The organism is Cyclobacterium jeungdonense (assembly GCF_010994275.1).
In the GTDB taxonomy this organism is placed as follows: domain Bacteria; phylum Bacteroidota; class Bacteroidia; order Cytophagales; family Cyclobacteriaceae; genus Cyclobacterium; species Cyclobacterium jeungdonense.
This window is the reverse complement of sequence record NZ_WMCD01000011.1, coordinates 176,832-199,799: the sequence shown is the minus strand read 5'-3', so window position 1 is coordinate 199,799 and position 22,968 is coordinate 176,832. Positions and strand designations below refer to the sequence as shown.

Annotated in this window: 13 protein-coding genes and 1 pseudogene; 3 read left to right on the top strand and 11 right to left on the bottom strand. The window is 44.5% G+C overall.

What is annotated here, in order from left to right; genetic code table 11:
* Positions 1–233: hypothetical protein (locus tag GKS34_RS23320; protein WP_205602111.1), on the top strand; the 233-nt coding region annotated here is incomplete at its 5' end.
* Here the strand turns inward: GKS34_RS23320 and GKS34_RS23640 are convergent.
* On the bottom strand, positions 224–346 hold the full coding sequence (locus tag GKS34_RS23640; protein WP_262888593.1) for a hypothetical protein: 123 nt from the start codon (positions 344–346) through the stop codon (positions 224–226). The genes GKS34_RS23320 and GKS34_RS23640 overlap by 10 nt on opposite strands.
* 92 nt (positions 347–438) lie before the next feature.
* Here GKS34_RS23640 and GKS34_RS19705 point away from each other — a divergent pair.
* Positions 439–1,517 (top strand): IS3 family transposase gene (locus GKS34_RS19705; RefSeq protein WP_163386699.1). Its coding sequence is split into 2 segments (ribosomal slippage): positions 439–691 and positions 691–1,517, totalling 1,080 coding nucleotides; the frame shifts between segments, so codons are not numbered across the junction.
* Position 1,518: 1 nt separating this feature from the next.
* Positions 1,519–1,962 (top strand): hypothetical protein, encoded by a 444-nt coding sequence (locus tag GKS34_RS19700; RefSeq protein WP_163386698.1) that lies wholly within the window; start codon positions 1,519–1,521, stop codon positions 1,960–1,962.
* A gap of 367 nt (positions 1,963–2,329) precedes the next feature.
* On the opposite strand, the gene GKS34_RS19695 is transcribed toward GKS34_RS19700, so the two are convergent.
* From GKS34_RS19695 to GKS34_RS19650, 10 genes and pseudogenes are all read right to left on the bottom strand, one after another.
* The gene (locus GKS34_RS19695; protein WP_163386697.1) at positions 2,330–3,832 is read right to left on the bottom strand and encodes a S10 family peptidase; all 1,503 of its coding nucleotides are present in this window, start codon (positions 3,830–3,832) and stop codon (positions 2,330–2,332) included.
* Between the two features lie 71 nt (positions 3,833–3,903).
* Positions 3,904–5,937, bottom strand: coding sequence for a carboxypeptidase M32 (locus GKS34_RS19690; RefSeq protein ID WP_163386696.1), 2,034 nt, complete (start codon positions 5,935–5,937; stop codon positions 3,904–3,906).
* A gap of 231 nt (positions 5,938–6,168) precedes the next feature.
* The gene (locus GKS34_RS19685; protein WP_163386695.1) at positions 6,169–7,605 is read right to left on the bottom strand and encodes a sulfatase; all 1,437 of its coding nucleotides are present in this window, start codon (positions 7,603–7,605) and stop codon (positions 6,169–6,171) included.
* 97 nt (positions 7,606–7,702) lie between these two features.
* Positions 7,703–9,838 carry a M1 family metallopeptidase gene (locus tag GKS34_RS19680; protein WP_240459377.1) on the bottom strand — a complete coding sequence of 712 codons (2,136 nt, stop codon included), beginning with the start codon at positions 9,836–9,838 and terminating at the stop codon, positions 7,703–7,705.
* A gap of 29 nt (positions 9,839–9,867) precedes the next feature.
* The gene (locus GKS34_RS19675; RefSeq protein WP_163386694.1) at positions 9,868–11,217 is read right to left on the bottom strand and encodes a M24 family metallopeptidase; all 1,350 of its coding nucleotides are present in this window, start codon (positions 11,215–11,217) and stop codon (positions 9,868–9,870) included.
* A 1,005-nt stretch (positions 11,218–12,222) separates the two neighbouring features.
* On the bottom strand, positions 12,223–13,698 hold the full coding sequence (locus GKS34_RS19670) for a DUF3863 domain-containing protein (protein ID WP_163386693.1): 1,476 nt from the start codon (positions 13,696–13,698) through the stop codon (positions 12,223–12,225).
* Positions 13,699–13,852: 154 nt separating this feature from the next.
* Entirely contained in the window at positions 13,853–15,586 is a 1,734-nt protein-coding gene (locus tag GKS34_RS19665) for a RagB/SusD family nutrient uptake outer membrane protein (protein WP_163386692.1), read from the bottom strand.
* A gap of 11 nt (positions 15,587–15,597) precedes the next feature.
* The gene (locus GKS34_RS19660) at positions 15,598–18,954 is read right to left on the bottom strand and encodes a SusC/RagA family TonB-linked outer membrane protein (protein WP_163386691.1); all 3,357 of its coding nucleotides are present in this window, start codon (positions 18,952–18,954) and stop codon (positions 15,598–15,600) included.
* 255 nt (positions 18,955–19,209) lie between these two features.
* Entirely contained in the window at positions 19,210–21,672 is a 2,463-nt protein-coding gene (locus GKS34_RS19655; protein ID WP_240459376.1) for an alpha-L-rhamnosidase, read from the bottom strand.
* Positions 21,673–21,682: 10 nt separating this feature from the next.
* A pseudogene (locus tag GKS34_RS19650) lies at positions 21,683–22,915 on the bottom strand (sulfatase-like hydrolase/transferase); the annotation flags it as partial.
* Positions 22,916–22,968: the final 53 nt, after the last annotated feature.

Here is a 22,968-nt window from a genome sequence, read left to right as displayed (position 1 = left end):
CAAAAGCCCCTTATCTTACAATCATTTTGGGAGTAATATCCCTTAAGAAAACGCGGTCTAAATTTACCCAACTGTCAGATAATATCGGAGCTATTACAAATAAAATACCTCTGGAATACCAACACAGCAATCTATTATCTTCAGCAGCAATTCCCACCTTCGGCTACTGGGTGTTTGCAAAACACCCAGCTATCATGAATTTGCAATTGGAAGATAGCCGGAATTACCAATAATCCACGGCTATAAAACCTTCAAATCCAGCATAATTCCTTGCTCTCGAACACATATAATCTTCCGGTTTTCCCACGATTCCTGCTCTTACCGGATTCTCATGAATATATTTCATTTTACTTCCGATCATTTCAGTGTGTCTGTAAGCTCCCCTAAAAGTCGGCCATTTGAAAGTTGAAATAAAATTATCAACTTTAAATGGTTATTATGAAAAAATCTAGATTCACAGAAACACAGATCGTCAAAGCGATCAAAGCCCATGAGGCAGGCAGAAAAGTGGAAGAAATCTGCCGTGAGATGGAAGTGACCCCCACCACTTTTTACAAATGGAAGCAGCGTTACGGCGGGATGGAAGCTAGTGAGGTCAAAAAACTGAAAGAACTTCAGGAAGAGAATACCCGGTTAAAACGGATGTTTGCCGACCTGAGCCTGGTGCACGAGGCACTCAAGGATGCAGTGTCAAAAAAGCTCTGACGCCTGATGAAAAGGGCATGCTGGTTCAGTTCATGGTGGAAGAACATGGAGTGAGCCAACGTCAGGCGTGTAAGACGCTTAGCGTGCCGCGAAGTACTTTCCAATATCAACCCAGACCCAAAAACGATATGCCCGTGGTCCAGGCGCTGGAAGAACTGGTGAAGAAACATCCTGCCATTGGCTTTTGGCAGTCACATTACCGGCTTCGTAGAAAAGGCCATCCATGGAACCATAAAAAGGTGTATCGCATCTATTCTTCCATGGGACTGAACATCAGACGTAGGCACAAGAAGCGGCTACCAGCCAGGGTCAAACAGGCGCTGTTCAGGCCGGAATCGACCAACCAGGTGTGGTCTGTCGACTTCATGAGCGATAGCCTTTGGAGCGGTAGGCACTTTCGGGTACTTAATATTCTGGATGACTTCAACCGGGAAATGCTGGCCATGGAAGTGGATTTTTCACTTCCCGCACAACGTGTGGTCCGGGTTCTGGAGTTTCTGGAACTGGTACGGGGACTGCCCAGAATGATCCGTGTGGACAACGGTCCTGAATTTATTTCCCGGCTATTGGATCAGTGGTGTCGGGAAAAGAACATCGAGCTGGTCTTTATCCAGCCCGGAAAACCGATGCAAAACGGCTATGTGGAACGCTGCAATGGATCAGTCAGAAAAGAACTGCTCAACGCAAATGTGTTCAACACACTGGAAGAAGTTCGGGAAAAAGCAATGGAATGGATGGAAGATTATAATCGGGAAAGGCCCCATGAATCACTCGGTTACAAGGCTCCAATGGATTTACTGGAACAACTATAACATGAACTTATCTTTTGCTTTTCAACTGTTAAGCAGCGCAAAAGTGAATACGGAAAGCAGCTCAAGACCGGTTGGCCCAAGCCAACCGCTCGCCTTGGTCTTGAACTGCTTGGAGTATTCACTTACCTTCGCTTATCAGGTGAAAAGTAAACTTTTGATTGGCCCAATTTTCGGGGGAGCTTACAATGCAGTTTATAATGAAGAGGCTTTTGGACAGTACATTTTTGTATTAAAATTTTTGATTGAGCATTCAAAATCATCAAACTACCCAGAGTTTTTAGGTTTATTTGAAGCTTCGATTTCTTACACCGAAAAGATATTTCTATTTCATTATTGCCCATTAATGCTAAAAAAAGAAACTGTTAATTATCTAAAAAACTGTAACTTTTTACAGAAATTCCCGGAGAAACACTATCGAAAATTCTTTAGCAAAAATTATTGGTAAGTCTAAGCTATCAAGGAATGTTATCACACAACATTATAAGACACAAAAAGGCATTAGAAGAATTATTCGTATGTTTCTATCTCAAAATGGACAGGTTCTCACTAAAACAGTTCTCAGGATTGGTTCTTAACGCTCGGAGAGAGGAATGGTTTAAAGCTCTTCCACTTGCAATCGTTTCTTTGGGGTTATGGTCATTGGTGATGTAAAGAAAGAATTCGGTTAAATGAAGAAACTATTTGATTTTTACTGGACGGTCCTTAGGGAAAAACAGCTATTGACAACCAGCATCAGAAGTTGTAAACGAAATGAAGGAGGATTCGTTGATCTATAAACGATTTCATTACATTAGACTGTTGAATGGCCTCCATCAATACGTTGCCGCTTCACCCTGCTGGGGGATTGATTGTTGAATAAACTCCCGGAGATCATTGGTAGATTTTACCAGATCTTCCTCCCTCACATACATCATGTGACCGCTTTCATACACTTTAAAATGTAAACGGTCTTTCATTTTACCGCTTGGATCAAGCTTCCACATACCATTCATTTGTCTAAAATAATTGACCAACATATCGTAATATCCTGCTTGAAATAATACTTCAAGATGGGGGTTCTGCATCATGGCATTACGCAATTTCTCTCCGGTTCCATCAGTAAATCTATCCCAGGGCCAGGGAAATACAGAACCAGAAACATGGTATTGCAGGTCTGTTTTAAAATTTAACTCACTCCTAAGATAGGTATTAATTGCAGGAGTGAAGGCATTATCCCAGGCAGCTGCCTCGGGTGGAGTTCCGGTAAAGGAATCGCCCCCATCCATTTTATCGATACCTTTATACCGTGCATCCGAAAGACCCAGGAAATATCCTTCTTCCCTTAGTAACTCTTTTCTGAAAGCTTTAGTGGGGACTGTCAGATTGTGGTCCAATATGAATTCTTTTTTGAGACCTGTGTACCGGGCTAATTTTTCCGCAACGGCTTGTTTCTGATCTTCATAAATAAATCCACCTCGTTCGACTGCCGGTAAATATTCCTCTATGGCATACGCTTCAACTTCTGAGAGAACATCCGTAAGACTTTTTTTCTGTAAATCTTCAGGTAGCTGCTTGTGATACCAGGCTACCGCAGCGTAGTTAGGCAACTGTAGTACTTCATTGCTTGCGATAGGTAGTTCCATTTTAGTCCCGGAAACAATAACTACTCCGTTGAGGTAAATCCCATGTTTGTCTTGCAGTTCAGCAGATAAGCCAGCTACGCGTGTTGCCGAATAACTCTCCCCAATCAGGTACTTTGGGGATCTCCAACGTCCTTGTCGAGACAAAAAATTGTCAATCCAGTCAGCCAGGTAGGTAATATCTTGATACACCCCAAAAAAATCTTCACGCTTGCCGTCATTCAATAGGCGTGAAAAACCCGTATTGACGGGATCAACATATACAATGTCTGCTACGTCTATGATCGAATGTGGATTATCAACGATACCATAGGGTTGTATGGGATATCCCTCATCACTTATTTCCAGCCGTTTCGGACTTGTATAACCCAAATGCATCCATAACGATGCAGCTCCAGGCCCTCCATTGAATGAAAAGGCAATTGGTCGATTCTCAACCTGATCGACATCGCTTCGTTTGTAATAGGTATAAAAAACCGCTGCATCAGGTTCTCCATCTTCACCGTATACCGGCTGAGTACCTACCGTAACTTGATAGGGTATTCTTTTCCCGTTAACAGTTACTTCATTGGAAGAGACAAAAGAAGTGTCGGCCGGTAATTTATGCTTTTGGGCATGCACAGAAGTATGGCAAACAATTAATAAAACTAAATGGAAAATTATTTGATAAAGAAAATTATTGGTTTTACTACACATAATAACGTATTAATTTAGGGGTTAAAGTTTTTACAATTTTTCCGGATATGCCGTAAAACCTTGCACAAAAGTTATTTATATACTTCAAGCGCATTTCGCATGGCACTCAATAGTGGTTTAGCACTTAAAGGTTCCCCTGTCGCCTCAATCATCCACAGATCCGGTGTAAGCTTACCGATTTTGCATGTTCGTATCATCTCCGTTGCAAAATCCTTTCCCTCGAACTGCTCTTCCAATTGCATGACGACAATATTTCCAATGGGATAACTGTGCAAATAGAGCGCCCCGGAAATGAAATGATTATAAATGGCTAAGATAGGAACATCCCTTACACCAAAAATGTCTGCAAAATACTGGTTCCAGATATCCTTCGCAATAGTAATGGTTGTAGCCTTAAGTTCTTCAACAGTAGCATCCGGATGATCATATAGCCAATGCCAAACCCTGATCTCGTGAAGCGCTTCCGATCCCATTTCACAAACAAACCAAAATGCAGCCAAGGCATTGTTCTGCTTTTCTTGGGCGCTGTATTCCTGATTTATTCCTAAGGCAATCAAGTTGCGGTAAGCAATAAGATCTGCCATGGCTTCTGTATAAGGGCTGCCTGGGATGCCTTTCAATAAATAATAATCAGACATGTAGGTACCTACATTCTGCTGAATAGTATGGCCGATTTCATGCATCCCTACCCTATAATTCTTGTAATCCAGGCCATCCTTTTCAAAACGGATACGCAAATGTGCTTTAGCTCCTTTCATCTGAGGCCCATTGGCATGTCCTCCGGAGGGAATTGGATCAACAACAACGTGATTGCCTAGAAATTCAGCTTCAAAATCCGGGAAACCAATTCTTTTGAGGATGTTGGGTAGATCTTGCTGGAATGCCATCGGTGTAGGATATTTTTCCCTGATCAGCTGATCCAGTTCATCCATTTTATAATTCGTATTGTCGCTGAATCCGGTGTACCATATATCGAATGGTTCTAACTTTCTACCAATCTTTTTTTCAATCAACGATGCTACGGCTTTCTTTTCTGCAGCGCTTAAAACTGATTCCAGCAATGACACAATTTTTTCTTCACTCAGTTGCCCGTTTTTAAAGGTTCGTGTCAAATAGGTTGATCCTTCAGGATATTTGGCATCCTGTCGCATCTTCGACAACATGTTGTGGTGTAAAACTTTGTACCTATTATCAGGTTCAGCCTTAAAATCTGTTTCGACAAGTTTTTCTCCCTCTTTAAGATACACCTTATTGGCTATGGGTTCCCAATAATAAGAAGTTTCTCCTACCATGCATTCCGGTATGGTTTGATCGATGATATGCATCACTATTCTACTTATGACGCGCTGCTTTTCCAGCGGATTATCCCTGTAATAAAGCCCTTTGATTTCATCCCTTAATCCATTATGACTGTTTAACCGGGTTCCTTCAGGAAAAAGAACTTCAAGTTCGGGTGATACCACGTGGTCCATTGATAGAATATAGCGGGTGGTGTAATCACGGAGCTCATCTGGAATCGGCGTCGGATCTTGCTCCAGGTCAGGATCGGATCTGAACTCAAATTTATCTCCCAATCGTACCATTGCCCATTTCTTTCGACTCCAACCTGCTCCTAATTCCTCCTTTTCTTCATTGGTATAATAGGGGAAATTAAGTGCAATGGCGAGGGCAAGTTTGCTTTTGAAAAAATCAATCGTAATTTTTGAGTCGCTAAAAAATCTGTCGAGCTCAGTGATAGGTCTCGTCATTGTCACCAATGGGTAATCGAGTGCCAGAGAGAGTTCTCGTTGGTACCCATTGATGGCACTAAATTGTTGTTCAGAAATGTTCAATGCATTATCAAGTTGAGGACCGGTAGGTATAAACTGCTTTATGCAGAACTCCTGAAATTCGGAACCACTTCCGTTTTCTTCAAACCAAAGATTAGAAAGGTGCCTGACACCGCGAACGATGCGTTCAGCATTTTCATCTCCATATTTCGTTATCAGTTTCTCAGTAACCTGATTTACATCGTTCTGTAAACTGTCTTTAAAAATCTTCTGTCCGAAACTACTGTGTGAGACAAAAATCAAGGAGATAATAACTAAGAAATAAATGTTTTTCATTTTGATATTTACAATTAACGCGATCGATTTAAGAACGTCCTTAAAACTGGCTATATCGTCACTGCGACCCTTTTTTGTGGGAGCTATGGTGTAGCGGTCTTGTTTTACATAGCTTCCAGGGCACACCCTCTCTCAAAGGATCTGAAAACGGTTTTATTATTAAATTTGGTCAAACTCAGGTAGTTAGTTTAAAGGCTTTTTAAAATCCTAATCAGGTTAAAATGCTTACCATTACTTCCCCTTCATTTTTGCTTCATATGCTGGATTCACCTCCCTGGGAATTGGTGCTTTAACTTCCTCTTGCCAGTCTAAAAGGTCATCCAGCAACTCATCCCGTTTATCAACCTGGACAGCTGCAAGGTTCGTTGTCTCACCGATATCCGCCGATAGGTTATACAATTCAACTGAATTATTTTCAGATACATTCTCCCGACCGCCATCAAGCACCCACTCCTCGTGAAACTGTAATAACTTCCAATCTCCTTTCCTTATTACACTCACCGGCCTGGATCTGAATATGGTATCTCTGGATTCATCTTTCATTCCCTCGTAAGATTGCAGGTAGGCAGGAAAATGCCAAAAAAGTGCCTCCCGGTTTAGGGTTTTTTCTCCATTTAGCAAGGGGACAAGACTCCGGCCGTCTAACACATAATCGGTTGGTTTTTCCACACCGGAAAGCTCCAGAAAAGTCGGGTAAAAGTCAATGCCGATAACGGGTTCTTCGCATACGGTCCCCGCTTTTATTTTACCTGGCCAGTAAGCAAACATGGGTTCCCGAATACCTCCTTCATAAAACATTCCTTTTCCCCCACGCAAAGGTTTTTGGCTCGTATAGGTTCCATGTCCACCGTTGTCTGAAAAGAAGACCAACAAGGTGTTTTCAACCAAGCCGAGCTCCTCCAATATTCCATTTATTTTAGCCACACTTTGATCAACACTTTCGATCATGGCTGCATAGGTGGAATTATTGTGATACGGGGTTCCCTGTTTTTCCTGGTACTTTTGAACCAGGCTGTCTTTTGCCTGTATGGGTGTATGAACCGCATAGTGGGCCAGATAAAGAAAAAAAGGATTTCCTGTTTTTTCCGGATTGTTTTCCCTAATGAAGGTTACTGCCTTTTCTGTCAAATGATCCGTAAGGTATTCTCCTTTATCATTGAAATGGCCTTGAAATCCTGACCCGGGTATGCCCACATCAAAACCTTGTTTTTCAGGAGAATTTCCTACATTCCATTTTCCTATTGCTGCAGAACGGTACCCAGCAGGTTTTAAGGCTTCTGCAATCATCACATGCTCAAGTGGCACCGTTCTGGAATTGGGTAAAGGGATCAAACGCCTGGCCTCCTGATCTCCACGATCTGATCGGGCAACGGTATACACACCATGCCGGGGTGAATATTGACCACTAAGCAAACAGGCGCGGGTGGGTGCACAGTTTGCCGCATTGGCATAGACCTGGGTGAATACCATACCCTTTTTTGCCAACTGGTCGATATGGGGTGTTTCGTAAAATCCAGAACCCATGTACCCCAGATCTTTCCAGCCCATATCATCAATAAAAATGAAAACAATATTGGGCTTTATCCTTTTCTCTTTTGTCTGCTTGCAGGAGAGTAATCCAACTGAGAGAAGTGCAACAAATAAAATAACATGATGTAATGTTCCCATGGATTTTTTTATTATTCAGATTGCTCCCTCCTATATACTACTGATGCTGTTAAACCAGCTATCGGGGAAATAAAGCTTCTGTTTCAATTCAATTTTATTATTGGTTCGAATCACGAATAAGCTCAATCGACTTTTCAGCAGCATTTTTTAAGGTGTTACGGGGCGACCTGACTTTTGCGGCTTCATTGAGAAATCTCAGATGTGATGCATTGCCATTTGCCCCGATAGCAATAAGCGCCTCGGCCCTTACCAGGAAACTGTCATCCCTTTCGTAAATACGCTTGAAATCACTAATCATGGAAGGGTCTTTTAATTGTCCCAAGGCCTTTATAGCTGCAGCTCTGACTTTTGAATTGCTATCGCTGACAGCCTGTAAGAAAACTTCTTTACTATTGCTTTCATGGAATTCAGACAAGAGCTGAACCGCAGCTTCCCTGACGGCCCAGAAATTATCCCCCCTGGCAAGATCGGTCCATTTCTGAATCGTTTTCGGTGAGCTGCTAAAGTCCTTAAGTTGGTCAATAGCCCATAATCTGCCGGGTACATCATCGTTTTCCACCTGAAACAAAAGTTCCTCCTCGGTTTTTAGATAGGTCCATTCTTTGAGCAGGTGATTGCCTTCATCAAAACGGACCATCAAAGGGGCTGTATCGAATTTAAATTCAAATTTCCCGACACGCTCTTTCAATGTTACTTTTTCAACCCGCTTTCCATCCTTGTGGTAAAATCCGATATTAACGGGGATTGTATAGATTGGCACATTTTCCCACTTATCCTGTGTTTGTTTAATTTCCAATGTAAGCGTCTTGGTTGATTCGTCCCAGTTTTTGCTGACCTCAAATACAGCATGTCCCGGATGAAACAGGAATTGCTCGAAAAACAAATCCATGTTCAGGCCACTGACTTCTTGCACACATTGCATAAAATCCTGGGTGCCTACTGCCTGAAATTCGAATTGGTGCAGAAACTGACTGATAACTCTGAAAAACGTGTCATCACCCAAAACAAATCGAAGCATGTGCAAGACATTGGCTCCCTTGGGATAGGCATGGCTGTCAAAATTCTGTCCCGGATTTTCATACCGGTTAAAGACAATGGGTCGCATATACCTGTTATTCGCTTCGCGCAGGTAGGCGTTCTTTTTACGCAGCAAGTCATATTCCGCCTCATCTTCACCCCAGTCGTATCTCTTGTACAGGTAGTCGGAATAGGTGGCGAAACTTTCATTTATCCAGGAATGCTCCCAGCTTCTGAGGGTAACGAGGTCTCCCCACCACTGATGCGCTACCTCATGAGCGAGAATACCTTCAAAAGAAAAGTCGATTGCTTCCTCTACAGTTGTTACGGCCCCTTCTCCCAGAAGGGTTGCCGTCGTGGCTTCGGCTCCCCCACCCTGATGTGCAGAGACCACCTGGTCATATTTTTCCCAGGGATAAGCATAGCCATATAGCCTGGTAAAAAAATCAATCATATAAGGTGTCTTGGCAAATGATCTTTTTGCGTCCTTCTCATGTCTTTCATATACCCAATAGTTTACCGGCAGTGCATCCAGGGAATCTTCGATGACCGTATAATCTGCAATGCTGAGGCTTATAAGATAGGTAGAGTGTGGCAGGCTTTGTTTCCAATGGTAGGTGTGTTTTCCCCTTTCCTGGTCTTCCGTAATATGCATAAGCTTACCATTTGACAATACCTTGTAGGCATTGTCAACAGTAACAATCATTTCCTGTGTTACTTTGTCATTGGGATAGTCGTAACAGGGAATCCACTGCCTGGCTTTGTTGGGCCAGCAATCGGAAGAAACCTGCATGGGATTGGTTTCCGTTTCATCTATAAACTTCAGGCCTTCTACCTGATCGGAGAGATTGTACTTTATAGTAAAAGTAAGGGTGTCTGAATAGGAATAAGTACGGGAGAGGTTAATATGGACTTTGTCTTCGCCCTGAGTATAAGAAAGTGGAAAACCCTTGCTGTCCAGCACATCGCTTACAAGCAGTGATACTGCATCCAGGCTGACCCTGTTCAGATCACTTCTGAGCGGTGTCAGGGTAACCGTGTTTTGTCCCGTCAATTGCTTCCCGTCCATATCGATATCCAGTTCTATGCTGTAATGTAGGGCGTCAAAATCCCTGTCCGGTTCGAGGGTGACCGGCCTTTGATAAATATCCATCATTTGGGCAAACAGACCCGAATGAACGACTATTAAAAAAAATAAAACAAAAGTATGCTTCATGGTAGCGGAGTATTAAATGGGGCTTTGTATCAATTGTTCTTCATGAATGCTTCAATTTCATCGATGGTCCGGGGCAAACCTGCTGACAGGATTTCAACGCCATCTTCGGTGATCACCACGGTGTCTTCAATCCGGATACCGGTTACCTCATCCGCTTTTCCCATTATATCGCAGGCAAAGACAAAACCGGGTTTCAACGGTTCTCCACGGTCGAAGTCAAGCATCCTGTCATGAACAGCCATGCCAATACTATGGTTGAATCCGCCGTCCCGAATCCATAACTTGAACCGGGGATCAGTGGTGTCAAATCCCAATTTTTCAAGCTCTCCTTTAACTACCGCGCCGATCTCTGTCAATGAAATCCCAGGGCGGTAAAGGCTCTGGCATATTTCCCTTACAAAAAGACCCAGCTCGTATATCTCCCGCTGTGTTTCGGAGAATTTTCCACTTGCCGGAAAGGTGGTTGAAACGTCTGAGGCATAGTAGTCTACATTTGCACCACCATCCAGGATGATAAAGTCTTCTTCCTGCAATGTGCGGTCATATTGCATGTAATGACCGTAGGCATGGTTTTTATCCGACATAATAATGGTCCCGAATGCCAGTTCCCTGGCCCCTCCGGACATGCATACCTGCTGGAAAAGGGCGGCCAGTTTTACCTCTGCTACTCCCGGTCTGGTATTTCTTATCACCGCTTTGTGTGCTTCGACAGATAGCTGGGCTGCCTGACGAAGTACATCAATTTCAGCTTTGGACTTGATCTTTCGCAGTTCCCAGATAAATGGCGTACAATTCAACACCTGATTGTCTGGGAATCGCTGGTTTAAAACCTCGACGAATTGCATTTCCCGGGTAAGTCTGCCATCCCATTCATTTTCGGTTACGGAACGTCTGAATTTGTTGTATTTTTCCATGGAATTTTCGCCTATATATTCCTCCGGACTGAAGGGCGTATAAATTACCGTACTGCGCTTTAATCTGCCTTTTAGCGTTTCAGAAAAATCTTCGTAGGGAAGATAGTTTTCAATTCCGGTAACTTTTACAGGCTCCCTTACCAGGACCAGGGGTATATTTTCACCATCGGCATGCTGCTCACCGATGGTAAAAAATAATGTGCTCTCCCGCCTTTCTCCATCCACGATAAGAATGGCATCGGGAATTTCAACACCGGCAAAATACATCATGTTGTTGTATTGGCTAAAAGGCGTATCTCCCAGAGGTTCTGATGCACCCCGGATGATGGCAATTCCATCAGGAATATTATCCATAAGCTTTTCCCTGCGGTTGGCGTATTCATCCTTTTCAAAGATGAGCTGCGCATGTACCTCAATTACCGAGAGGCATAGTGTCAGCGTTAGAAAAAAAGCAGATTTTATCATGTGATTATAATTGTTTTCATTGGATATATAGCCTGCACACCTGCCAGACGGTTGGAAAACCCTCAGACAGGACCTATTCTTTAAAATTAACGGGTTTGCGCTGGTTAATCCTCAAGCATCTTAACCAAAAAATATGCTATGTTAGCAATGGACAAGGCTGAGTTCATGCATTTTATTCCCTTTGCATGAAGGCTTAATGGTGTTACTCCCAAAATTTTCTGAAAACAACAATGGGTTCAGAAGCCGGTTAACCTGGTATTCTATGCTAGATGAAGTTTATTTTACCAGAAGAAAATATCCCGCCCCTGCAGGGATCAGATACTATATAGACTATTTTTCGATGGGCTGCACCCATCGCTGGGAGATCTCGCCCTTTCAGGGCTTGGGTGAATGGAAAATGGACTTGTCCTTACACCATAATAGCGCAACAAATACCAGAAAAATGTAAAACGTTTTGCCAATAATGAAAATATATCCGTAAGCGCTGAAGGGGCAAAAAATCCAAGCACAGGGTAAAGCCCTGTGAAAATAATCGATAAGACCAACCCTAGCCCTGTAAGGGCAACATATGTTTGTCTATCCCTACGCCGGTACAGGAAACTATCACTGCCTTCAGGGCTCAGACCAACTGAGTCATTCTATGTCGATGGGCTTCACCCATCGCTGGGAGATCTCGCCCCTACAGGGCTGAAAAATGGATGATTTCTTTTCGATTGGATGAATCTATTTCTGGAGAATTATTTGTCTGACAATTTTAGTTTAAATTTAAATCCGAGGGTAAGGATAAACCTAAATCCATAATTTTTCCCTGGAGATAGCAAAATAAAAATAAACCGAAATTCCAGCACTGAAAGTGCGCCCTATCAAAACACAGGGAGAAGCCCGGTGACAGCATCCACTACCGGAACTCAAGCCCTATAGGGGTGAAATATGTTCGGCATTTCCTACACATGTTTCAGAAAAAAAAATCAATCTGTAAACTTTTTTCAGGACTAGTCAGAACGTTTATTTAATACGCAGCGGATGCCCTTCCTCAAACAAAACCGGATACCTCTTTTTGATCATTTCCTGTTCCTCAGGGTAAAGTGTTTCTATTTTCACGGGCACATCCTGAGGCCTTGTACCTTTTTGGTTCAGGCGGTTCATCAGGCTCCAGTTGCGGATCGGCTTGCCCGGTTCGGGATCACCAGGTTCCTCAGCCTTCAGATCATATCGGGTAAAATCGATCACTTTTTCAGGGGTTTGGGCGATCCAGTCCCTCAGGGTGGCCATCCTGAAATCTTTGTTCATGAACCAGCGGATCTCCAGTTCCGGTTCAGATCCACAGATGCCGGAGCCCCGATGTACAAAACGATAATCCAATTCATCATTGCTTTTGAAATGCTCCCGCCAAAGCATGCCAAATTCTCCATGCGTGATGGCCTTGGCATCCGGCCAGCGCCGGCGAATTTCACTGAGCCAAATATCCAGCCCTTCCATGCCATTCCTTCCCTGGTAGCCTGGCCAAAGCTTCCGGGCTTCCACAAGGCTAAGTTCCCAAATAGAGGTTACCCAGGCAAAACCGTTTAAATCGAATCCTTTATCGAAGTGGGTTGACGTGGTCGCAAGCATCTGCCGCACCCCCAGTTCTGTGCCCAATCGGATCACCGTCTCGATCGGCCCAACGCCCATCCGACTGCCACAATTTACGCCATCAATTCGTCTGGCACCGGGATACCTCGCATTCAAATAATCGACGGTCCAGCCATCGAGATTCACACAGTCGATAAGATCGGCTTCACCCTGGGCGGGCTTGTTGAAATGTTCGGTGGAAGGATAGTAGGGATACGCGATAGATCCCTCCCCATCCCCATTGTCTACCGCATACTGGCTCCATATGGTACCCTGGCTGACGTGTATGCCTTCTTCTTCGGACAGGTACCGGAGGTTTTCGGCCGATAAAAAGCCACCAATCACAGCAAGGGGCCGGTATCCATTGCCCACCATCTCAGAGACCATTTGTAATCCTTCGTGCAGATCCCGGTTCGTTTGCTCGCGGGAATTGTACATGGGTGAAAAATAGGCACCCGGTATAAAGGTGATCTCATCCCCGTATTTTTTGTGGTAGGAGACAATGAGTTCCCTTAATTCGCGGTAGTTTGGACGCTCATCCTGCAGGGCAAGCCAGCTGAAGGCCCAGGTCATTCTAGCCCCCGGCCAGGCTTTTTCAATGGCCTCCCGGAAGATGCGGGCCTCGCGGGGACTGTGTACGGCCGACTCGTCCACCCCGCGCACTTCAGTTCGTGAAGTTTCGATTTGATTTACCCGAACCACAGAGGCAAAGGTCAGGAACCGATTCCCCATTAATTGAAGGGATTCCTCTTTGGAAAAAGAATGCCCCCTGCCGGAGTTCTTCAGACCTGGACTTTCCATTTGTCCATTTACACTGGAGAGGGACAAGGCCAAGCACCCTAAAACCAGTAGCAGTTGCTTCACTGTCATTTTTTTACTTTTAATGTTGCTTAAATAGTCAAAATCGGACGGTCTTTTATGAACCTGTCTATAAAATACAAAGCTACGTCAGTGCGAATTGGGTATTCGCGCTGGCGTAGCTTTGCTTTTTCAGGCTCCTTTTTTTACACGAGCGCCGTGCCGGCTACCAACCCGGATTCTGGTCCAGATTAGGATTTAGGGTAAGCTCATTGGTGGGAAGGGGTATCAGGTAATCTCTTTCGGGATCAAATCCGTATCCCCCGTCCGGGCCACTTAGCCTATTCTGAAACGGGTCAAAGAATCCGTCAGCATTGATCGGAACATTAGATAATGCCTGTAATTCGGGCGTAGCAAAGATGCCTACGAATCGCTCTCCCATCCAGTATTCATGTGCTCTCCAACGCATTAAATCATCAAACCGGAACCCTTCTGCAAACAATTCTACTACGCGTTCTCTTCTGATTTCATGTAATACGTCGGTCAAAGGATAACCGTAATCCGGCCAGTTGGGATCAGGAGTGATGTCATTTAAGTTAAGGTGCGGCATTCCTACCCTGTCCCTGAGCTGATTGATAGTCATGTCAACATCCGCCTGCGTCAAGGTGCCCAGCTCTGCTTTCGCTTCGGCATAAATCAACAGTGCTTCGGCATACCGCATAAAAATATAATCGACATTGCCATTGTTAATTCCTACGGAAGGATCTACTACGATGTGCCGGAACTTTTGTGATTCGATACCGGTACCACTATTGTCCACATCTGGAGCCTCATAATAAAGGGTATCCGTTCCTTGTATTCTTCTGATATCCCCAGGTACCATAAAGGTCTGTGCAAGTCGTGGATCACGATTCTGCTCGATAAGCTCTAAGGTCTCATCTCCCACAAAATTTGGGCTAACGGCTATGGGCAAGCCATCATTGCTCAAATAAAATTTTGACGCGTCGTACGTATAACCGTAACCGTTTGGCCAGTTCCACAATTGATTACTAAAACTGTCACCAATTGCTCTGTCGAAATGTTGGTAAAAAATCACTTCCGGATTGCCGGCATAGTCTACCTGATTAAAGAGCTCAAAATAGACGTTGCTACTATCCCCTGTGACAAGGGAAAAATGCCCATCATCAATAATTTGCTTGGCAGCAGCTGCGGCTTGCTGTATGTATTCGCTTCCATCCGTTTGTCCTTCAAATACGGAGCCCTGATGGTATTTTTCCCATGTACCTGCGAATAAAGCGGCTCTTGCTTTAAATAACAACGCAATATCTTTACTCAACCGGGTTCCAGGAGTGGCCAGCTGGTAGCTATGATCCATTTTGGAGATGGCCATATCAATATCGCTGAGAATAAAATCAAAAACCTCTGTTCTGCTGGCACGAGCACCGTACAAAATGTCCTCATCTTCTGCAGTAACGGGTTTGGTAATAATTGGTAACGCTCCAAAATCCTTAAACAGGTCATAGTAAAACCATGCCCGAAAAAAGTGTCCTTCACCCACATAATGCTCTCTCATATTACCTCCCTCGGCAACCCGATCGACGTTAGCCAGAAAATAATTGATGTTTCGAATATTTCCCCAATTCCAGCCGCCACCAGAACCCGGAACGTTTAATACACCATCCATACGTTGCGTAAACGTGCCGCCAAAGGCATTAAGGCCCTCTAGTGCAAAGTCTGTTCCCTCGTCCTTAGTGGGTGCCTTACCACCACCAGACGCTGGCCATCCCTGAAATGAGTCATAAAACGAGTTAAGAAATAACTCCAGATCGGATTGACTGTTCCAGAATTCCGGATCGGATATCTGATCGAGTGGTGATCTCTCCAGGAAATCTTCCTGGCAGGAATACAGCAATGTGCTCCCTGCTAATGCTACTATTAGTATATAATATATTCTTTTCATGGCGTCTTATTTTAGAAGTTAAGGTTTAAACCGGCAGACATGGTCGTGCTCAATGGATAAGCGTCCCCAGCACCATACCATCTTCCCGCAAGTGCCTCCGGATCAAAAAACATTAAATCGGTAAAGGTCAAAAGATTCTCACCCGACACAAAGATCCTGGCATTGGTCAATAACACTTTTTCGGCAATTTTTTTAGGAAGCGAATACCCAATTTGCAGATTTTTAAGCCTTAAATAGGCCGCATTCTGAATCAGGTGATCGACAGGCCTGCCGTAGTTTTTCGCATTTTCGCCGAAGAACTGCGCATAAGGTCTTGGGAAATAAGCATCTGGATTTGCCCCTAAAACACTTGTTTCGTCACGCCAGTAGTCCATATGCCCCTCTAAGACATTATTATGCATGGGTCCTGCCGCAGGCCCCCTAAATACGGAACTGTTTCCAAATGTCCAATCCCTTTTGGCTACTCCCTGGAAAAACACCGAAACATCAAAATTCTTGTATTGGGCGTTAAAATTCAGCCCATAGGTGTATCGTGGCGTCGTATTTCCAATAATTTCAAGATCTCCAGGACTACCAACGGTATTATCTCCGATATCAATTTTACCATCACCGTTCAAATCTTGATACCTGAAATCACCTGTTCTCCACACTCCGGAATAGATAAAACTCTGATCTACCCCTTCGTTAATTTCCGCCTCCGTTTGAAAATGTCCATCGTACCGGTATCCCCAGATCTCATTAAGATCCTGTCCGGGATAAAAGGTATTCAACAATCCGTTTGGATTGTTATAATCCACCACGGTGCTTCTGTAATCAGCCAATTGGCCTCTGATTTCGTAACGAAAATCCGGACTAACCTGATTTTTCCAGGAAAGCTCCAGTTCCCATCCACGTGTTTTTATTTCTCCTTCGTTCCTTTTTGGCACGGTGGATCCCAATACGGCCGGAAGAGGTTGTCCCGGTCCAACCAGGTCGGAAGTCCTGGTTTCATATACACCAAAAGAAACTCCTAATCGGTTATTGAGCAAGGAGGCATCGATACCCAGATCTAAGGTAGAAACGGTTTCCCATGATAAATTCACACTATTCAGATTGGGTGCACGAACGGTCCAGGCCCGCTGATCACCAAATAACCAATTATTGGTTTGACGAATGGGCATGGTCGGGATGAATAAATAATTGTCCACATCCTGATTACCCAATGTTCCGTAAGAACCTCTTAATTTTAACAGGTCGAATAGGTTAGTGGATGATAAGAAGTTTTCTTCCGAAAGTATCCATCCGGCCGATACCGATGGAAATACGCCCCACCGCTCATCTTCTTCAAATCTGGAGGACCCATCCGTCCGCATGTTTACTTCAAGCAGGTACTTTTCGTCAAATATATAATTAAACCTTCCAAAAAAGCTTCGGGTAGACCAGTGTCCAATGCCGTCATTCACCAGTTGATCCCCCACTGCGGTACTGATCGATGGAATGGCATCACTCAGTAAGAAGAAGCTCCTTGCACCTAAATTACTGAAGGTATACTCCTCTTGTTGGTATCCCAACATCAATTGAAGATCGTGTTTCCCTAATAGCCGGGAGTAAGAGGAATAAATATTAGGGGAGAGATAGGTATTTCTTCTCAATTCATTGTGATATTCCGTTGATTCCCGGTTTTGTGGTATAAAATCAATCTCGCCACCAGAAAAATTCGGACCATCACCAGGCCTGACCCAGGGATATTGCAGGGCAGTTCGGGTATCTTCCACCTGAGTGGAGGTGTAATTGAGCTGCACAGTCGTCACCCAGCCTTCTATCGGCTTTAACTCTATTTTTGGGGACAGGACGATCTGGTTATCCGTGATCGTTTGCCGTACTTTTCTCCAGGCCTCCACATTGGTCTGTTGGGTCCAAATGTCAGTCCCGGGATACTTCGCAGGTGTACCAAATTTTATTTTGCCAATCCAGTTCATGTACCAGGCGCGTCCAAAGTTCTGGTTCCAGGGAAAATCCTCATTTTCGGATTTGTATTTAACAAACAGATCCAGGTTCATCCAATCCGTGACCTTGGCTCCGACTTTAGCATCCACATTAAACCGATTAAACGATTCGTCACCGAATCTCAGCAGTCCGTCTTCCTCATAAAAACCAGTGGATAAATAATAATTAACATTATCGTTCCCACCTGAAATAGACAGGTTGTGTTTCACTCTGAAAGAATTGTCCTTCATGATCAAATCTCTAATTCCATCATTAGCTACACCTCTGGTACCCGTATTCATTAGGTCCCAATTATCGCCCGATCCAAGCGGCAACATGCCCGGGGCACTACCCGGATTGGCCAGATTTTGCTCCAGACGCTGAATAGCTTCCTCCGGATAAAACGGGGAAGCCCCAAAATTGGTCCTGGCGTCGTTTAACGCATGCGCCCAATCTGTTCCTCCCTGTAACTTTGGCCATATGGTTGGCGAACTAATCCCGGCATTTGTGGAATAGGAAATTCGTGATCCTTTACTCCCCTTTTTGGTAGTAATCAGGATAACTCCATATGCTGCCCGCGCACCGTAGATGGAGGTGGAAGCAGCATCTTTTAAAACAGAAACAGATTCGATGTCGTTAGGGTCGATGTCGTTGATACCCATGGGAACCCCATCCACAAGGACAAAGGGAGCAGTGTTTCCTTCGAATGATGCTAAACCCCGGATGGTCATGGCCATATCCGCTCCAGGCTCCCCGCCTGCCGTATTGGGGGTAATGACCAGGTTACTTACCAGCCCCTGCATCGCCTGCTGCACGTTAGTTACCGGACGATTGGCCATATCTTCTCCGCTCGCCGTAGAAACGGCCCCGGTCAAATTGATCTTCTTTTTGGTACCATATCCGACGACCACCACTTCATTTAAAGAAGATAAGTTCGACTGAAGGGTAATATCAATCTGCGTCCGGTTACCCACGGCTACCTCCTGGCTTTCAAAGCCTATAAAGGAGAAAACCAAGGTGGCCCCCTCCTCTACCGACAGGGAATAGTTGCCATCAATGTCAGTAACGGTACCTGTGGTAGTCCCTGCTACCGTAACAGTGGCTCCGGGCAAGGGCTCGCCATTATCGTCCAGGACGGTTCCGGTAACCTGGATATCCGCTATCGAACTTATAAGGCCTTCTTCCGATTTACGGATTTCAACAAGTTCCGCTCTAAAAGGACTGCTCCCCGTGTTTATAGATTCAATTATCTTTCCTTCCGCCAATACGGAGGTACCTGTGATCACCTGCAGAAATAACAACTGCAGGAGGAAATAGCCACCCATTTTCCTTATAATCGGGGCTTTCTTTTTAACAAGTCTTTTATCTTTTTCGTTGATTAAGCCGGTATAAATTGTTTTCATAACAAATTGATTAAGTGAACAATTTTTAAATTTATTAAGATGCCCAGCAGAAAACATCCAATATTTTAACCAAAATGTGTGGTATATTAACCACTCAAATAACCATTTTCAATCCATTCCAACTGCCTAAACCAGTTATAATAATAAAGGCGGATCTTACCTAAGCAAGATTCGCCTTTATTATAATATACCTGATTACCAAAAAATTAACCGCTGATCATCGGACATTTAAATCAGCTGATAGCAACGAAGCGCCTAACTTCCCCCTTCCGAAAGGATAATGCGATACGATCCCGACTCCAAGGTAAATTGTCCGGTATCCATTCCTTCCAGTTGTTCGGCTTCCATAAGATTGCCGTTTTTCTCAAGGGAGATTTCTTGATTGAAACGAATAGGCAGGCTAACATTTGCTTTACTTTTCTGTGGAATTTCTATTTCAAACATCACTGAATGATCCGGATTTCGTTGCCAATTGGAAACAATGGTACCCTGAGGTGCATCGTAGTGGCAACTGATCTGATCCAGCCCTTCCGGAGTAGATGGCGCCAGCGTGAATTCGCTAAATCCCGGGTGATTCGGATCGGGCCTGATTCCTCCCAACCAACGATAAAACCACTCGGTGACCGTTCCAAACATGGGATGGCTATTGGTAAAGGTGTTGTCACTTTCTTTCCAGGTCTCCCAGATACTGGTGGCTCCATTATCAATCATGAAGCCCCAACCGGGAAATTTGGTACTATTGACCACATCATAAACCGCATCTGGAGATGCACGCGCCGAAAGCGTTTCCAGAACGTATTTTGTCCCAAAGATACCTGTATTGAATTGCCCTGAAGGGCCGTTTTGGACTGCCGTCAGCAAGGAGTCCCTTGCTCGATCAAGATCCTCCTCCGGTATGACTTCATGAAAAAGTAAGGTCGAAAAAAGGGTTTGCTTATTGATAGGCTCTGCCACGGCCTTGTCCCAAAAGTGATCCTTTAGTATTCCCGTTAGGTTGGCTGCCAGTTGCGCATATTCAGCAGTGCTTTCCTGATCACCCATTAGGTTGGCAAAGGTTTCCATAATCTTGGCACATTGAAGGTAATGGCCGGTTCCTGTCAACTGAACGGGCACTGGTTCCAGGGACTCGTGGTCCGCCAGCCCTTCGTTTACCATTCCTTCTGGATGAATACGTGCTGCTTTGTCCATCCACTTTTTATTTAAATCGTAAAGTTCCGTTACAATGGCGGTATCGTTATAATAGAGGTAAAGGTAATATTGGGTGATTAAAAAAGCCGACTCCCAACTGATCCCACAATACTTAATCCCAGCATAAGGGGCCGTGTCCACAAAGGTGGAATCATTCATAGCGTCCACCCAGTCGTAAATGGTCTTCCGGTAAAAATCCTGCATGTCAAAATTATAAATAAAGGATTCACTGGTCGCATTCAGGTCTCCCCCATATCCAAACTTTTCCCGCACCGCACAGTCGGACTGCACACTCACCAGATTGGATCGAAACGTTCGATGCACCGCATCCTGGATCTCATTCAACAGGGGATTTGAACTGGTAAAATTACTTTTATCGGGAATATTTGAATGGATAAACAAGCCCTGAATATCGGAAAGCAATGGTGCCTCTTTTAAGCCTTCAATTTCCATATACCGATAGGTGCGGTACACAAAGTCCGGGGTAAAATAGGCTTCTTGATTACCCATTATATAACGATCCGTTTGCCAGGCAATGGTAGGGGCACCCGGACCTCCAATCCCCTCTTTCTTAATTTGCCCCACCACGGTGGTCATGGGATTCAACGTCCCGTCTTCGTAGATTCGCTCACCAAACCTAAACGTAAGGGTATCTCCTTCATTTCCTGAAAGTCTGATTCGATAGGTGCCGGTAAAATTCACTCCCATGTCTACGATGAATTTTCCCGGTTCTACAGCATGCACTGCTACGGGAATGATCTCGTCTGTCACCTGAACACCTGGGAAAAAAGCTTGTTGCAAAGCTCCACCCGGACCCGTGCCGGCTATGGCCGGTTTCCAGGTATCGTCGTCAAAACCCGGCAGATCCCATCCCTCAATTTCCTTGGTTTGATCGTAGACCACTCCCAGGTAGACACTGTTTTTTATAAGAGGCCCGAAGTTATGTTTCCAACTATCGTTGGTAACTATTTCGGCGACACTCCCATCCGCGTAGGTCACCCGTAGCCTGGCAATAAACGTAGGTTTGCCTACATTTAAATCCACCCGCGGGTTTCTTCTCCCCCACTTTCTCAAAGGGAGGGGGTTGTAAAAGCCATTTCCCAAGGTCACGCCTATGCTATTCTCCCCTGCTTTCAGGTGATTGGAAACATCGTATTCGGTAAAATAAACCCTCTTAGTGTAATCCGTCCACGCCGGATCCAAGACATTTTTTCCTACGGTGTCACCATTTATAGTCGCTATGTAATAACCGGCGGCGGTAATGGATAGCGTGGCACTGTCAATCTCCGAGGACACTGAAAACTCCTTTCGGAACAGGGGAGCGGGACGCGGGGCATAAAAAAGAGAATCAGCTTCAGGTAAGGGCCTGTCCGCCTCCAGCCATCGGGCACCTGTTTCCGGGCATAATCCGCAATCAAGGGCATACTCCTCGGACCCTGTGCAAGAAAAGGCAACCCAAACCAAAACGATTAAAGTAAATTTGTTCATGCTTTCATTTTTCAGTAATACGTAATCTTTTTTCCAACTCATGTTACCATTTTTATTCGATCAGAAAAACAGGGCGATCCACCACCAGGGTTTTTCTCACTTCCGGACCGTACTGGTCAAATTGGCTGAGTGCTTCTATTTGTTTGTCCGCCAATTTACTTAATGCTTCGACCACTTCCGGAAAATCCCTTGAAACATCCGTGGTTTCAGCTGGATCCTTCCGAAGGTTAATTAATTCCATGCCTTCCGGAAACTGTGTTATATTATAGGTGGACTTCCTTATGTTTTCCTTTTGCTCTTCATTGAAGGTGCCCAGCAAATTGAGCTTCCAATCCCCAAGTCTTAGCCCCATAAGGTAACCGGCATGCCAATAATAGACAGGTCGGTCGTTTCGGAGTGAATCCGGATTAAAAAAATAATCGGAAATATCCATGCCGTCCCGCTTTGGGGAACGATCCAGCTTTGCCCCGGCTATTGATGAAAAAGTAGGTAATAAATCCAAAACGGAAGCGGGTGTATGGCAGGTTGTACCGGGTTCGATTTTACCCGGCCACCAGGCCAGAAAAGGGACGCGTATGCCCCCTTCATAGGTTTGTCCTTTACTCCCCTTCAATATCCCATTACTTGAACCAAAATTTTGGGCTCCTCCATTATCTGAGGTAAAAATCACCAAGGTATTTTCCGAAAGTTCCATCTCTGGAATGTATTCCAGTATCTGCCCGGTAGACCAACTGACTTCAGCAATACTTCCTCCAAATGCGGTATTGAGATGATTGGTCTGCTGATAAAAAGCCTCCCGTGCTGCCACAGGTACATGAGGCATGGTATGGGAAAGGTAGAGGAAAAAAGGCCGTTTTTTATGCTCTTCTATCCATTTAAGGGATGCTTCTGTATATTTTTGAGTTAAGGTGGCTTGATGTTCCCTGTTCTTCGCTCCTGCTTTGATTCTTTCTTCGACTTCTTCATTTCTCATCAAGGGGAGTATGGGTTCATCATTTTCACATATCTCCATGTCATTGGAATAGGGAAGATCATACCAAAAATCAAATCCATGTTTAGTTGGCAGGTATTCTGGTTGGTCCCCCAGATGCCATTTGCCTACAATGGCAGTAGCATATCTGGCTTCCTTCAAAATCTCAGGCAATATTTTTTCAGTAGGGTTAGTGCCCTTTGAGGCTTTGGGAAAAAGCACCCATCGGTTATTTACGTCCAGGTCTAGATCAACCCGTCTTGCAAGGGAGCCCGTCATCAATGCGGCGCGTGATGGCGTGCAAACGGGTGCTCCTGCATAAAATTGGTAAACCGCAGACCTTCAGTTAAACCTGCTGTATTATACTC